The organism is Rhodovulum adriaticum (assembly GCF_004345735.1).
GTDB classification, from domain to species: domain Bacteria; phylum Pseudomonadota; class Alphaproteobacteria; order Rhodobacterales; family Rhodobacteraceae; genus Rhodovulum; species Rhodovulum adriaticum.
Map to the genome: position 1 here is coordinate 40,240 of NZ_SLXL01000002.1, position 13,922 is coordinate 54,161.

Sequence of the window (13,922 nt, forward strand, 5' to 3'; positions counted from 1 at the left end):
GCCCGTACCTTGCGATTCATTCGAAGCATTTAGATAGACCGTTCAGCACACCGGCCCGGCCGCGCCCCCAAGCGTATTTCACCAGGTCAGCCGACCCGTATCAGCCGGATCGCGCGGTCCTGTTCCATCAGCCACAGCAGAATCCGCGCCGCCTGCCCCCGCGCGGTTTCCAAGGCGGGATCGTCATGCAGCAGCTTGCGCGCATCATCCTGGGCCAGAGCCATCAGCGCGGATTGCCGTTCCAGATCGGCAATGCGAAAGCGCGGCAGCCCCGACTGCGCCGTGCCGATCAGATCGCCCGCGCCGCGCATGGCCAGGTCTTCCTCGGCGATGCGGAAGCCGTCTTCGGTTTCGCGCAGGATTTCCAGCCGCCGCCGGCCCGGCTCGCTCAGCGGTGCTCCATAAAGCAGCAGGCAGGTCGAGGCCGCCGCCCCCCGCCCGACGCGCCCGCGCAACTGGTGCAACTGGGCCAACCCGAACCCCTCGGCCCGCTCGATCACCATGATCGAGGCATTGGGCACGTCTACGCCCACCTCGATCACCGTGGTTGCCACCAGCACGCCGGTTTCCCCCGCCTGAAACCGCGCCATCGCCGCATCGCGCTCTGCGGTTGGCATCTGACCGTGCACCAGCCCCACGCGCCCCTCGCCCAGCCGGGCACGCAGCGCCTTGAACCGCTCTTCCGCTGCGGTCAGGTCGGTGGCCTCTGACTCCTCGACCAGCGGGCAGACCCAATAGGCCTGTCGGCCCTCGGCCAGGGCGCGGGCCAGGTGGTCGGCCACCTCATCCAGCCGCGCCATAGACACCAGCGCCGTCTTGACCGGGGTCCGGCCCGGCGGCTTTTCGTCCAGCACAGAGACGTCCATGTCGCCATAGCTGGCCAGCGCCAGGCTGCGGGGGATGGGCGTGGCGGTCATGACCAGCACATCGGCCCCCTGCCCCTTGGCCGACAATTCCATCCGCTGGGCCACGCCAAAGCGGTGCTGTTCATCGACGATGGCCAACCGCAGATCGTGGAAGGTCACATCCTTCTGGAAGACCGCGTGGGTGCCCACCAGCACCTGGATTTCACCCGCTGCCAGCGCTTTGAGCTTGGCCGCGCGATCCGCGCCCTTGTCCCGGCCGGTCAGGATGTCCAGCCGCACGCCCGCCCGTTCGGCCAACGGGCGCAGGTTGGCCAGGTGCTGGCGGGCCAGGATTTCCGTGGGGGCCATCATCACGCCCTGGCCCCCGGCCTCTACGGCGACCAGCAGGGCCATCAGCGCGACCAGCGTCTTGCCCGCGCCGACATCGCCCTGCAACAGCCGGTTCATGCGGCGCGGCTGGGCCATGTCGGCGGCAATCTCGGCGATCGCGCGGGCCTGCGCGCCGGTGGGGCGATAGGGCAGCGCGGCCAGAACCTTGTCGCGCAGGTGCCCGTCCCCCTCTGACACCTGCCCCTTGTCCCTGCGCAGCGATTGCCGGGCCAGCGCCAGGGTCAGTTGGTGGGCCAGCAATTCATCATAGGCCAACCGCTGTCGCGGCGGTGCGGTCGCTGCAATCTCGCGCGCGCCCAGGGGGGCATGGGCGGCCTCAACGGCGGCGCGCCAGGCGGGCCAGCCCTCGCGCGCGCGCAGGGCCGGGTCGACCCATTCGGGCAGATCGGGCAGACGGTCCAGCGCCCCCTGCACCGCCTTGGTCATGGTTTTCAGGGTGACGCCGGCAGTCAGGGGATAGATCGGCTCGAATTCCGGGATCGTGTCGGCCTGTTCGGGGGGCAGAACGTGATCGGGATGCACCATCTGCGCCCGCCCGTCGAAGATATCCACCTTGCCCGACACCACGCGGCGGGCGCCCTGGGGCAGCAGGCGGCGCAGGTAATCGCCGCGCGCATGAAAGAACACCAGCTCGAACGTCGTTTCGGCATCCTGCACCTGCACCCGGTAGGGCCGGCCCGGCCCCCGTGGCGGATCATGCGGGCCGATCTGCACCTCGACCGTGGCGACCTCGCCGGCGGGCACGTCGTGCAGGCTGGCCCGGCGGCGGCGGTCGACCCCGGATTGCGGCAGGGCAAAGATCAGATCGCGCGGCTTTTCGATATCGATCTGGGCCAGCAGCTTGGCGGTTTTCGGTCCCACGCCGTCCAGCGCGGTCAGATCGCCGAAGAGCGGGAACAGGATATCGGGCCGCCCGGTCATGCGGCGCCGATCAGGCGCAGCCAGGCGTCCTCGTCGATGATCTCTACCCCCAGTTCGGCGGCCTTCTTGCCCTTGCTGCCCGCGCCGGGGCCCGCAATGACCAGATCGGTCTTTTTCGAGACCGAACCGGACACCTTGGCGCCCAAGGCCTCGGCCCGGGCCTTGGCCTCGGCCCGGGTCATCTTTTCCAGCGTGCCGGTAAAGACCACCGTCTTGCCCGCGACGGGGCTGTCTACCTGTCCGCGCGGCGCGGCCTCTTCCACCGTCAGGTGTTCGACCAGCCGGTCGATCGAGGCCCGCTCCGCCGCCTGGTGAAAGGTGGTGACAACCGATTCCGCCATGACCGCGCCCACCCCGTCGATGGACAACAGGTACTCCCATTCCGGCCCCTCGCCGACACGCGCGGCCGTCATCGCGGTCTCGAACGCCTGCCATGTGCGGTAGTTGCGTGCCAGCAGGTCCGCAGCGCTCTCGCCCACATGCCGGATGCCCAGGGCAAAGATCAGCCGGTCCAGCGGGATGGTGCGCCGGGCGTCGATGGCCGCGAACAGGTTGGCGGCGGATTTCTCGCCCCAGCCATCGCGGTTCTTCAGCTTGGCCAGGTTGGCCGCGTCGCGCGCCTGCAGGGTAAAGATATCGGCCGGTTCGCGGATCGCCAGGGTGTCGTCGCGATAGAATGCCTCGACCTGTTTGGCGCCCAACCCCTCGATATCAAAGGCGCCGCGGCTGACGAAATGTTTCAGCTTTTCAACCGCCTGTGCGGGGCAGATCAGACCGCCGCTGCAGCGGCGGGCCGCATCGCCCTCTTCCCGGATCGCCTCTGAACCGCATTCGGGACAGACCGTGGGAAAGGCATAGGGCCGCGCGTCGTCGGGGCGTTTCGACAGGTCCACATCGGCCACCTTGGGGATCACATCGCCCGCGCGGTAGACCTGCACCCAGTCGCCTTCGCGGATATCCTTGCCGTCGCGGATCTGCTGGCCCCTGGCGTCGCGCCCGGCGATGTAATCCTCGTTATGCAGGGTGGCATTGGACACCACGACCCCCCCCACCGTAACCGGGGTCAGCCGCGCCACCGGGGACAGCGCCCCGGTGCGGCCGACTTGGATCTCGATCCGCTCCAACCGGGTCCAGGCCAGTTCGGCGGGAAACTTGTGCGCAATCGCCCAGCGGGGCGTGGTCGAGCGAAAACCCAGCCGGTCCTGCAGCGCCAGATCGTTCACCTTGTAGACCACGCCGTCGATGTCATAGCCCAGCGTGGCGCGGCGCTGCTCGATCTCGGCGTAATGGGCCAGCAACCGGTCGGGGCCGTCGCAAAGCTCGGTCAGCGGGTTGATGACGAACCCCAAGGTCTTCAGCCGCTGCAGCGCGCCCATCTGCGTGTCGGCCAGCGGGGCGGACAGCACCCCCCAGCCATAGGCGAAGAATTTCAGCGGGCGGCGGGCGGTCACGGCACTGTCCAGTTGCCGCAGCGATCCGGCCGCCGCATTGCGCGGGTTGGCAAAGCGTTTTTCCCCGGCGGCCTCCTGCCGGGCGTTCAGCGCCTCGAAATCCGCATGGGCCATGTAGACCTCGCCGCGAACCTCCAGCACGTCCGGCGCCCCCTCCAGCCGCGTGGGGATATCGTCGATGGTGCGGGCATTGGCGGTGACGTTTTCGCCGGTTCCCCCGTCGCCCCGCGTGGCGGCCTGGATCAGTTCGCCGTTCTCGTACCGCAGGCTCAGCGACAGGCCGTCGATCTTGGGTTCAGCGGTATAGGCCAGCGGCGCATCGTCAGACAGGCCCAGATAACGGCGGATGCGGGCGTCGAACTCGGCGACCTCTTCGGCGGCAAAGGCATTGCCCAGCGACAGCATCCGGCGTTCGTGCCGAACCTTGGCAAACCCCTCGACAGGCGCGGCGCCCACACGTTCGGACGGGCTGTCGGCGCGTTTCAGATCGGGAAAGCGTGTCTCGATGGCGGCATTGCGCTGCTTGAGCGCGTCATAAGCCGCGTCCGAGATTTCCGGCGCGTCCTTCTGGTGATAGGCAGCGTCGGCCTGCACGATGGCCTGGGCCAAGCGCGCCAGTTCGGCCCGCGCCTCGTCCTCGGTCAGTGCCTCAACGTCTTTCTGCCCGGTCATCGCAGCCCCCGCACCTTGTCTGGCCTAAGTGATAGGCAGCGCGGCAGCAGATTTCCAGCGCCCCGGTCAGGCCCCCAGCGCCACCTGGCCGGATCGGCCCGCATCGGGTTCGGGGTCGCGCAGGACATAACCCCGCCCCCAGACCGTTTCGATATAGGTCTCGCCCCCGGTTGCCTGGGCCAGCTTCTTGCGCAGCTTGCAGATGAACACGTCGATGATCTTCAGTTCGGGTTCATCCATGCCGCCGTACAGGTGGTTCAGGAACATTTCCTTGGTCAGGGTGGTGCCCTTGCGCAGGGACAACAGTTCCAGCATCTGGTATTCCTTGCCGGTCAGGTGCACCGGGGCGCCGTCCACCTCGACCGTCTTGGCATCCAGGTTCACCGCAATGCGCCCGGTGCGGATGACGGACTGCGCATGCCCCTTGGACCGGCGGATGATCGCGTGGATGCGTGCAACCAGTTCGTCGCGGTGAAAGGGTTTCGTCAGGTAGTCGTCGGCGCCGAAGCCGAACCCCTTGATCTTGTTCTCGGTATCGCCCTCCCCCGAGAGGATCAGGATCGGCGTTTCGATCCGCGCCATGCGCAACTGGCGCAGCACGTCATGCCCGTTCATGTCCGGCAGGTTCAGGTCCAACAGGATCAGGTCGTAATCGTACAGCTTGGCCAGGTCGATCCCTTCCTCCCCCAGATCCGTCGTGTAGACGTTCAGGTTGGCGTGGGTCAGCATCATTTCGATGCTCTTGGCTGTCGTCGGATCGTCTTCGACCAGAAGAACGCGCATTGCAGACCTCTTCGTTAAACCCTTCATCGCGCTCCCAATCTGGCCAGGATTGGTTAATTGCACGTTACCTGCGATGCCAGGCTATCACTTACAATTCAGGGTTGTCTACGCCGTTTCAATGCACTGACCTTCAATCCCTCGACCCCGCCGCGCCGCACCGCGCGTTTCCAGCCGGCGAACTCTTCCTCTGACAGCGCATAGCGCGCCAGTGCCTCGGCCTCGGGGATCAGGCCGGCGGCCACGGCCATCACCACGGCGGCCTTGCGGCTGGCCACCCAGCGCTGCGTATTTGCCGGGGGCAGGTCGGCCCGGGTCATCTTGCTGCCATCGGGCAGCGTCACCGCGCGCGGCCCCTCTATCCGTTTGAGATACATGTCACCGATCTCCCTCGCTCCACGCGAGGCTGGCGCCAGAGACTTAAGAGGCGGTGAAAGGGTGGCTTGAGAATATGTCGGATTTTCCTATATTCCGCCGATACCCCTAGGAGAGAGACCATGCCCCGCGACAGCGCCACGCCCCCGCTGAATTCCCTCGGCTTTGCCAAGCCCGAGGCAGAGACCCGCGTGCTGGTCGCCATGTCCGGCGGCGTGGACAGTTCGGTCGTGGCCGCGCAATTGGCCGAAGAGGGCTATGACGTGATCGGCATCACGCTGCAGCTGTACGACCACGGCGCAGCACTGGCAAAAAAGGGGGCCTGTTGCGCAGGCCAGGACATCCACGATGCCCGCCGGGTGGCCGAACGCATCGGCTTTCCCCACTACGTCCTGGACTATGAAAACACGTTCCGCGACGCCGTGATCGAGGAGTTTGCCGACAGCTACCTGGCCGGGGCCACGCCGGTCCCCTGTATCCGCTGCAATGAACGGGTGAAATTTCGCGACCTGTTGGAAACCGCCCGCGATCTGGATGCCGACTGCATGGCCACGGGCCATTACATCCAGCGCAAGACTGGGCCGAACGGGGCCGAATTGCACTGCGCTGCAGATCCCGCGCGCGACCAGTCCTATTTCCTGTTCTCAACCACGCCCGAGCAGCTGGATTACCTGCGCTTTCCGCTGGGCCATCTACCGAACAAGGATGCGACCCGGGCGCTGGCCACGAAATACGGGCTGCCCGTGGCGGACAAGCCCGACAGCCAGGACATCTGCTTCGTCCCCGAGGGCAACTATGCCAGCGTGATCGAGAAGCTGCGCCCCGGCGCCGCCGAACCGGGCGAGATCGTTCATGCGGACGGGCGCGTGCTGGGCCGGCATGACGGCGTGATCCATTACACCATCGGCCAGCGCCGCGGCCTGGGCATCGGGGGCCTGTCCGAACCGCTATACGTCGTGCGGCTGGACGTGGACAGCCACCGGGTGATCGTCGGCCCGAAAGAGATGCTGTCCACCCGAACCGTGCCCGTGCGCGAGGTCAACTGGCTGGGCGATGCGCCGATGACTTCGCGTCCCGAATGGGAGATCGCAGTCAAGGTGCGTTCCACCCGCCCCCCGCGCGCGGCGGTGCTGCGCCCGTTGTCCGACACCGAGGCCGAGGTGGAATTGCTGACACCCGAGGAAGGGGTCAGCCCGGGCCAGGCCTGCGTGTTCTACGAAACCGGCGGCAGCCGGGTGCTGGGCGGCGGCTGGATCTGGCGCGGGCGATAGGGCCGCTCAGACCCCGGCCAGCCGGGCCTCTCGCGCGGCGCGCAGCCGCGCGAAATCATCGCCCGCATGATAGCTGGATCGCGTCAGCGGCGTGGCCGACACCATCAGGAACCCCTTGCCATAGGCCGCCTTTTCATAGGCAGCGAAATCCTCGGGCGTGACGAACTCTGCCACGGCGTGGTGCTTCGGTGTCGGTTGCAGGTACTGCCCGATGGTCAGGAAATCCACATCCGCCGCGCGCAGGTCGTCCATCACTTGCAGAACCGCCTGCCGCTCTTCGCCCAGGCCGACCATGATGCCCGACTTGGTGAACATGGCGGGGTCGATTTCCTTGACCCGCTGCAACAGGCGCAGGGAATGGAAATAGCGCGCGCCCGGCCGCACCTCGGGGTAAAGGCCCGGCACGGTTTCCAGGTTGTGGTTGAACACGTCCGGTTTGGCCGCAACCACGGTTTCCAGGGCGCTGGCGGGGCATTTCAGGAAATCGGGCGTCAGAACCTCGATGGTCGTTTCGGGCGCGCGGTGACGCACGGCGCGGATGGTCTGGGCGAAATGTTCCGCCCCGCCATCCTCCAGATCGTCGCGATCGACGCTGGTGATAACCACATGGTTCAGACCCAGTTTCTGTACCGCGTCGGCGACCCGGCCCGGCTCGAACACGTCCAGCGCCTGGGGCTTGCCGGTGGCCACGTTGCAGAAGGTGCAGCCGCGGGTGCAGATCTCGCCCATGATCATCATGGTGGCGTGACCATGGGCCCAGCATTCGCCCACGTTCGGGCAGCCCGCCTCTTCGCAGACGGTGGCCAGCCCATGTTCGCGGATCACCTTGTGGGTATCCTGGTAGCCCGCACCGCCCGGCGCGCGGACGCGAATCCATTTCGGTTTCTTCGGCTGGGCGTTGTCGGGGCGATGCGCCTTTTCGGGGTGGCGCTCATCGGGGAGTTTCAGGTCGCGCGGGCGCATGGGGCCTCCTGCAGCTTTTCGCCTCATGTAACGTGGGGCGGGCGGCTTGTCCAATCCCGCCCGCCCCAGGGCATCAACCGATCAACGCGCCGCCGCCGCCCAGCTGATCGTAATGCCGTTTCAATCGTTGCAACGCGATGCGCAGGACGATCTTGCCCGAGCGTGCCGACCACCCCAGCCGTTTTTCGGCCTGCTCCATCCCCTCCAGGAAGCAGCAGCAGCGCAACACCACATCGCCCAATCCCGGACCCAGATCGCGCAAGGCGGCCAGAACCCGCTCGCGCGCTGCGCGCGGCCCCTCGGCCGGGCCGCCATCGCCGGAAAAGCTGCCCCGATCCGACCCGGTCAGGAACCGATCCCAGTTCTGCGCAACGCGCGGGCCCATCTGCGCGATCTCGAAATCCTCGCGCAGCCGCTCGCCGGCCGCCACCAGATCGGGCCCCAGGAACGGCTGTCCGTCCGGCCCCTTGCGCCGGGCCAGGATCGCCAGCGGCGACTCGGCCCTGTGGCCGCGGACGCGGGCGCGGCGGGCCGCGCAATCCTCTTCATCGTCTTGCGCCCCCATCCAGCCGCCATGCTGCTGGCCGAACCCATCGGCCTGCGCCCCGGCCCGGCGCGCCTGATCCTCTTCCAGCAGGCGGCGCAGGGCCGCGCGTCCGGCCTGGGTGATCGTGTAGGTGGTCACGCGGCCACGGGCCTTGCAGGCGATCCAGTCCTGCACGGCAAAGGCCTCGGCGACCGCGCGCTCGACCACCGCGATGCGCGTGGTCTGCCCGCTGGCCCCTTCGCGCAGAACGGCCGCCTTTTCCAGGTCGTGGGCAATCGCCAGAAAGGCCCCCGGTTCACCCAGGCGGCGCAGGATGCGCCTCGCCTCGCGGGTGAGGGTGGCCCGGTCGACGGCCGCACGCGGTTTCCGAATCGTGGCAGTCATTTCGGTAAGCTCCTTTCGAGGGGGCAGGACACGAGACCGATCCGCCAGGCGGTCCAGGGCCGTGTCGATCAAGGGATCGTCGCGCCGCGATTCCAGCCGCCGGACCGCCCGCATCACGGTTGAGGGATGACATCCCGCCCGCCGCGCGATTGCCCGCATCGAGTGGCCGCCCTGGGTGTGGGCGAGATACCAGATCGCAGCCTCCGGCAGCCAGGCGGCCGCGGGATCAAGGTCGGGCAAGGCTGTGCAGTCCAACATTTCCGATCTTTCGACAGGCATGGGCAGGCATCTGACCGTCAAGCAAGATTCAATCCAAGGTTGTTTTTGTTACCTTTTGGTTAACAAAAAGCTGTGTGTCTATCATTGTTTCCAAATAATAAATCTTTCTGAAACCTCCGCGCGCTGCTCGACGCGTCCCCGCAACACCCGCTCAGGTTGCATCACTCTGGGGTCATCACATCCCGGAGACCCCCATGACCAAGCTCCCCCGCGACCTGCTGACCCTTCGCCGCCCCCGCCTGCTGGTGCAGGCCGCCCGCGCCGGACAAGCCGATTACCGGCGCGACCGCACGCTGGCCCGGCTGCTGCCAGGAAACCATGCCGCACCAGCCGGCACGCTGCGCCGGCTGATGGCCCTGGAATTGGAAATGGAAACCGAACGCCGCGCGGGCGCTGCGACCTATCCGGTCGCGCGCCATGTCGAAATCCTCATCGCGCTGATGGCAGAGGCGCGCCTGATCGGCGAGGGCGCCCCGCCCGCTCAGTAGGCGCTGTCGGGCAGTTCGGCCTTGCGCCGGGCGACGAACCCTTCCAGCGCCTCCCGCGTGGCGGGGTCCATCGCGGGCGCCTCATACTGCGCCAGCAGCGCCTGCACGCGCTCTGTGGCCAGCATGGCGGTGTCGCGCGCACCTTGTTCGTCCCAAGTCTCGAAGGGTTTGTAATCCAGCACCTCGGATCGCCAGAACGCATCCCGGAAATGGGCTTGCGTATGGGCACAGCCCAGAAAATGGCCGCCTGGCCCCACTTCGCGCAGGGCATCCATCGCCTGCGCGTCCGGGTCGGTGGCCACGCCCGCCGCCATCTTGTGCAGCGCGCCCAGCTGGTCGGCATCCATCACGAATTTCTCAAAGCTGGCGACCAGCCCGCCCTCCAGCCAGCCGCAGGAATGCAGCATGAAGTTCACGCCGCCCATCATCGCCGCGTTCAGCGTGTGCGCCGTTTCATAGGCCGCCTGCGCGTCGGGCAGCTTGGCCCCGCATAGCGCGCCCCCCGACCGAAAGGGCAGCCCCAGCCGCCGCGCCAGTTGACCCGCGCCGTAAAGGATCTGGCTGGCCTCTGGCGTGCCGAAGGTCGGCGCGCCGGAATTCATGTCGATAGAGGTCACGAAGGCACCAAAGATCACCGGCGCACCGGGGCGGACCAGCTGGGAATAGGCAACGCCCGCCATGACCTCGGCCAGCACCTGGGTCAGGGTTCCCGCCACGCTGACCGGCGCCATCGCCCCGCCCACGATGAAAGGCGACACGATGCAGGCCTGGTTCGCCTGGGCATAGACCTCCAGCGCGCCCATCATCGTGGCATCGAAGGTCAGCGGCGAGTTGATGTTGATGAGCGAGGTCATGACCGTGTTTTCGGCCACGAAGTCCGCCCCGAACAGGATCTCGCACATCTCCACCGAATCGCGGGCGCGCGCGGGATCGGTGACCGAACCCATAAAGGGCTTGTCGCTCAGCGTCATATGCGCCAGCAGCATGTCCAGATGCCGCTTGGAAACCGGCACATCCGTGGGTTCGCACACCGTCCCGCCGGAATGGTGCAGCCATTTCGACATATAACCCAGGCGGACGAAGCGGCGGAAGTCCTCGATCGTGCCATAGCGGCGCCCGCCATCCAGATCGCGCACGAAGGGCGGGCCATAGACCGGCGCCAGAACCAGGGATTTGCCACCGATCTCGACATTGCGTTCGGGGTTGCGCGCATGCTGGGTAAAGCGGGCGGGTGCCGTCGCGCACAATTGCCGGGCCAGCCCGCGCGGGATGCGCACACGCTCGCCCTGCACATCCGCGCCGGCATCGCGCCAGCGCGCCAGCGCTGCGGGATTCTCGGCAAAGTTCACGCCGATCTCTTCCAGCACGGTTTCGGCGTTGTGCTCGATGATCTCCAGCGCCTCGGCGTTCAGCAACTCGAAATTCGGAATCGCACGCTCGATGAATCGGGCGCAGTCGATACCCGCCGTCGCCCGCGCCGCACGCCGCGCCGCGCCGCCACCGCCCCGGCCCCTGCGCCCGGCTGCTCGTCCCTCTGTCATCGGCCTCTCCCCTCGGGGCGCTTGCTGTCGGGAAACATCTAGCGGGAAACCCCACCCGTCCTGCGGCCGGTTTGCGGCCTTTCCTTTGCCGTCCGCGACATGGTGCCCGCTTCTTCTTGGTCCAAATACCCAACCGGGCCAAAGGCCCGCGATTTCCGTGCCACAAATCGGGAATACTTGCGCGCCCCGCAAAGCGCCCCTATCAGATGGCCATGACCCAGCATGATCGCCTTCTCATCATCGACTTCGGCAGCCAGGTGACGCAGCTGATCGCGCGCCGCCTGCGTGAGTTGAACGTCTACTGCGAAATCCACCCCTATCAGAACGTCACCGACGCCTTTCTGGCCGATTTCGCGCCCAAGGCGGTGATCTTCTCGGGCGGCCCGGCCTCGGTGCTGGATGCCGACAGCCCGCGCCCCCCCGAAAGCGTGTTCCAGATGGGCGTGCCGATCCTGGGCATCTGCTACGGCCAGCAGGTCATGATGCAGATGCTGGGCGGGCGCGTGGAACGCGGCCACGGCACCGCGGAATTCGGCCGCGCCTATGTCACCCCAAGCGAGGACCGCATCGACCTGCTGACCGGCTGGTTCCTGGAAGGGCGCGAACAGGTATGGATGAGCCATGGCGACCATGTCTCTGAAATCGCGCCGGGTTTTCAGGTCTACGGCACCTCGCCCAACGCGCCTTTCGCGATCACCGCGGACCTGTCGCGCAACTTCTTTGCCGTGCAGTTCCACCCCGAGGTGCACCACACCCCCAACGGCAAGACGCTCTATGAAAACTTCGTCCGGTTGGCGGGGTTCACCGGCGACTGGACCATGGGCGCCTATCGCGACGAGGCGATCAAGAAGATCCGCGAACAGGTCGGCGACAAACAGGTGATCTGCGGGCTGTCGGGGGGCGTGGACAGTTCCGTCACCGCCGTCCTGCTGCACGAGGCGATCGGCGACCAGTTGACCTGCGTCTTCGTCGATCACGGCCTGCTGCGGCTGAACGAGGCCGACGAGGTGGTCACGATGTTCCGCGACCACTACAACATCAAGCTGATCCACGCCGATGAATCCGACCTTTTCATCGGCGCGCTTGAGGGGGGTTCCGACCCCGAGGTCAAGCGCAAGACCATCGGCAAGCTGTTCATCGACGTGTTCCAGCGCGAGGCGAACAAGATCGAAGGGGCCGAGTTCCTGGCCCAGGGCACGCTTTACCCCGATGTCATTGAATCGGTGTCGTTTTCCGGCGGCCCCTCGGTCACGATCAAATCCCACCACAACGTGGGCGGCCTGCCCGAAAAGATGGGGCTGAAACTGGTCGAACCGCTGCGCGAGCTGTTCAAGGACGAGGTCCGCGCATTGGGTCACGAACTGGGCCTGCCCGCCAGCTTCATCGGGCGGCACCCCTTCCCCGGCCCCGGTCTGGCGATCCGCTGCCCCGGCGAGATCACCCGCGAGAAACTGGAAATCCTGCGCAAGGCCGACGCGGTCTATATCGACCAGATCCGCAAGCATGGGCTGTATGACGAAATCTGGCAGGCCTTTGTCGCGATTCTGCCGGTGCGCACCGTGGGCGTGATGGGGGACGGGCGCACCTATGATTACGCCTGCGCCCTGCGCGCGGTGACCTCGGTCGACGGGATGACGGCGGATTACTACCCGTTCAGCCACGAGTTTCTGGGCGAAACCGCGACCCGGATCATCAACGAGGTCCAGGGCATCAACCGCGTGACCTACGACATCACCTCGAAACCGCCGGGAACGATCGAGTGGGAGTGATCCTGTCAGGCTATTTCAAGGTGCCACCCGCGCATCTGGAGGATATCCGCGCGGCCCTGCCCCGGCATATCCGCCTCAGCCGGGGCGAACCGGGCTGTCTGTGCTTTGACATCACCGAGGATCCCGACCAGCCGGGCCTGTTCAACGTCTACGAGGAATTCACCGATGCCGAGGCGCTGCGCGCCCATCGGCGGCGCTGTGATGCCTCGGCCTGGGCCGAGGTCAGCCACGGCATCCAGCGCCATTACACGGTAACGGGCCTGGCCCCATGACCCATGTCGCGCAGGCGGCGCTGTGGATGACCGGCGCGATCGCGTCCTTTTCCTCGATGGCGGTGGCCGGGCGCATGGTCACGCTGGAACTGGATACGTTCGAGCTGATGCTCTACCGCTCGGTGATCGGGTTTGCGATCGTGCTGGCCGTGGCCGGTCTGGCCGGGCGCCTGGGCGAGGTGTCAGGCAAACGCCTGAGCCTGCATCTGGTGCGCAATGTCAGCCATTTCACCGGGCAGAACCTGTGGTTCTGGGCGCTGACGATGATCCCGATGGCGCAGGTCTTCGCGCTGGAATTCACCTCGCCGCTGTGGGTGGCGGTTCTGGCGCCGCTGATCCTGGGCGAGCGGCTGACGCGGATGCGCGCGCTGGCGGCCGGTCTGGGGTTCATCGGCATCCTGATCGTGGCCCGCCCCAACCCGATGGCGCTGGAACCGGGCGCGCTGGCCGCCCTGGGGGCCGCAATCGGCTTTGCCGGCTCGGCGATGTTTACCAAGCGGCTGATCGCCACCCAATCCGTGGTGTCGGTGCTGTTCTGGCTCACCGTGATGCAGACCGGGCTGGCGCTGCTCTGCGCGGGGCTGGACGGGGATATCGCCTGGCCCTCGCCCACCGCGTGGCCGCCATTGGCCGTGATCGGCTTTGCCGGGCTGATGGCGCATTTCTGCCTGACCAACGCACTGCGCGTGGCCCCGGCGATCCTTGTCATGCCGATGGACTTCTTGCGGCTGCCGGTGATCGCGGTGGTCGGCATGGCGCTGTACGCGGAACCGCTGGAATGGGCCGTCTTTGCCGGGGCGGCGCTGATCCTGACAGCGAACTTCGTCAACCTGCGCGCTGAAGTGCGGCCCCGGTGACACGCTGAGCGAGAAAGAAAATTCGCCGCAGCGTTAACGTCGCGTCAAAGATTGACCCAAATCATTTGCCCGATAACGTGGTCGCCAAACCGGTAA

The 13,922-nt window shown here is 66.7% G+C and carries 12 protein-coding genes; 5 read left to right on the forward strand and 7 right to left on the reverse strand.

Annotated features, from left to right (window positions below):
* Nucleotides 1-86: 86 nt before the first annotated feature.
* The 4 genes from recG to sciP all read right to left on the reverse strand — a co-directional run bounded on the left by recG (nucleotide 87) and on the right by sciP (nucleotide 5,457).
* Complete coding sequence (gene recG, locus EV656_RS03625; protein ID WP_132599584.1) at nucleotides 87-2,177, reverse strand: ATP-dependent DNA helicase RecG; 2,091 nt, start codon at nucleotides 2,175-2,177, stop codon at nucleotides 87-89.
* Nucleotides 2,174-4,300, reverse strand: a complete 2,127-nt coding sequence (gene ligA, locus EV656_RS03630) for an NAD-dependent DNA ligase LigA (RefSeq protein ID WP_132599586.1) — start codon at nucleotides 4,298-4,300, stop codon at nucleotides 2,174-2,176. Before ligA ends, recG begins: the two co-directional genes overlap by 4 nt.
* Nucleotides 4,301-4,366: 66 nt before the next feature.
* Nucleotides 4,367-5,083: a response regulator transcription factor CtrA gene (gene ctrA, locus EV656_RS03635; protein ID WP_132599588.1), complete on the reverse strand. Its 717-nt coding sequence runs from the start codon at nucleotides 5,081-5,083 to the stop codon at nucleotides 4,367-4,369.
* Between the two features lie 95 nt (nucleotides 5,084-5,178).
* Nucleotides 5,179-5,457: a CtrA inhibitor SciP gene (sciP, locus tag EV656_RS03640; RefSeq protein WP_132599590.1), complete on the reverse strand. Its 279-nt coding sequence runs from the start codon at nucleotides 5,455-5,457 to the stop codon at nucleotides 5,179-5,181.
* Between the two features lie 120 nt (nucleotides 5,458-5,577).
* Here sciP and mnmA point away from each other — a divergent pair, with 120 nt between their 5' ends.
* Entirely contained in the window at nucleotides 5,578-6,726 is a 1,149-nt protein-coding gene (gene mnmA / locus EV656_RS03645; RefSeq protein ID WP_132599592.1) for a tRNA 2-thiouridine(34) synthase MnmA, read from the forward strand.
* Between the two features lie 6 nt (nucleotides 6,727-6,732).
* On the opposite strand, the gene lipA is transcribed toward mnmA, so the two are convergent.
* Both lipA and EV656_RS03655 read right to left on the reverse strand, forming a co-directional pair.
* A complete protein-coding gene (gene lipA, locus EV656_RS03650; protein WP_132599594.1) occupies nucleotides 6,733-7,689 on the reverse strand; it encodes a lipoyl synthase in 957 nt (318 codons plus the stop codon).
* A gap of 73 nt (nucleotides 7,690-7,762) precedes the next feature.
* Complete coding sequence (locus EV656_RS03655) at nucleotides 7,763-8,878, reverse strand: DUF6456 domain-containing protein (protein ID WP_132599596.1); 1,116 nt, start codon at nucleotides 8,876-8,878, stop codon at nucleotides 7,763-7,765.
* 215 nt (nucleotides 8,879-9,093) lie between these two features.
* On the opposite strand from EV656_RS03655, the gene EV656_RS03660 reads away from it, so the two are divergent.
* Nucleotides 9,094-9,387, forward strand: a complete 294-nt coding sequence (locus EV656_RS03660) for a DUF6477 family protein (RefSeq protein ID WP_132599598.1) — start codon at nucleotides 9,094-9,096, stop codon at nucleotides 9,385-9,387.
* On the opposite strand, the gene EV656_RS03665 is transcribed toward EV656_RS03660, so the two are convergent.
* A complete protein-coding gene (locus EV656_RS03665; protein WP_132599600.1) occupies nucleotides 9,381-10,928 on the reverse strand; it encodes a trimethylamine methyltransferase family protein in 1,548 nt (515 codons plus the stop codon). The two genes, EV656_RS03660 and EV656_RS03665, sit on opposite strands and share 7 nt — an antisense overlap.
* A gap of 212 nt (nucleotides 10,929-11,140) precedes the next feature.
* Between EV656_RS03665 and guaA the strand changes: the two genes are divergently transcribed.
* Genes guaA through EV656_RS03680 form a run of 3 tightly spaced genes read left to right on the forward strand, consistent with a single transcriptional unit; the run spans nucleotide 11,141 to nucleotide 13,826 of the window.
* Nucleotides 11,141-12,697, forward strand: a complete 1,557-nt coding sequence (gene guaA / locus EV656_RS03670; protein ID WP_132599602.1) for a glutamine-hydrolyzing GMP synthase — start codon at nucleotides 11,141-11,143, stop codon at nucleotides 12,695-12,697.
* Entirely contained in the window at nucleotides 12,688-12,969 is a 282-nt protein-coding gene (locus tag EV656_RS03675; protein WP_132599604.1) for a putative quinol monooxygenase, read from the forward strand. The genes guaA and EV656_RS03675 overlap by 10 nt, the downstream gene beginning before the upstream one ends.
* Nucleotides 12,966-13,826: a DMT family transporter gene (locus EV656_RS03680; RefSeq protein ID WP_132599606.1), complete on the forward strand. Its 861-nt coding sequence runs from the start codon at nucleotides 12,966-12,968 to the stop codon at nucleotides 13,824-13,826. Before EV656_RS03675 ends, EV656_RS03680 begins: the two co-directional genes overlap by 4 nt.
* Nucleotides 13,827-13,922: the final 96 nt, after the last annotated feature.

What these genes read in the sequence shown, in the direction of transcription:
- recG (WP_132599584.1), bottom strand. Translation starts at nt 2,177, where the DNA reads ATGACCGGGCGGCCCGATATCCTGTTCCCGCTCTTCGGCGATCTGACC.
- ligA (WP_132599586.1), bottom strand. Translation starts at nt 4,300, where the DNA reads ATGACCGGGCAGAAAGACGTTGAGGCACTGACCGAGGACGAGGCGCGG.
- ctrA (WP_132599588.1), bottom strand. Translation starts at nt 5,083, where the DNA reads ATGCGCGTTCTTCTGGTCGAAGACGATCCGACGACAGCCAAGAGCATC.
- sciP (WP_132599590.1), bottom strand. Translation starts at nt 5,457, where the DNA reads ATGTATCTCAAACGGATAGAGGGGCCGCGCGCGGTGACGCTGCCCGAT.
- mnmA (WP_132599592.1), top strand. Translation starts at nt 5,578, where the DNA reads ATGCCCCGCGACAGCGCCACGCCCCCGCTGAATTCCCTCGGCTTTGCC.
- lipA (WP_132599594.1), bottom strand. Translation starts at nt 7,689, where the DNA reads ATGCGCCCGCGCGACCTGAAACTCCCCGATGAGCGCCACCCCGAAAAG.
- EV656_RS03655 (WP_132599596.1), bottom strand. Translation starts at nt 8,878, where the DNA reads ATGTTGGACTGCACAGCCTTGCCCGACCTTGATCCCGCGGCCGCCTGG.
- EV656_RS03660 (WP_132599598.1), top strand. Translation starts at nt 9,094, where the DNA reads ATGACCAAGCTCCCCCGCGACCTGCTGACCCTTCGCCGCCCCCGCCTG.
- EV656_RS03665 (WP_132599600.1), bottom strand. Translation starts at nt 10,928, where the DNA reads ATGACAGAGGGACGAGCAGCCGGGCGCAGGGGCCGGGGCGGTGGCGGC.
- guaA (WP_132599602.1), top strand. Translation starts at nt 11,141, where the DNA reads ATGACCCAGCATGATCGCCTTCTCATCATCGACTTCGGCAGCCAGGTG.
- EV656_RS03680 (WP_132599606.1), top strand. Translation starts at nt 12,966, where the DNA reads ATGACCCATGTCGCGCAGGCGGCGCTGTGGATGACCGGCGCGATCGCG.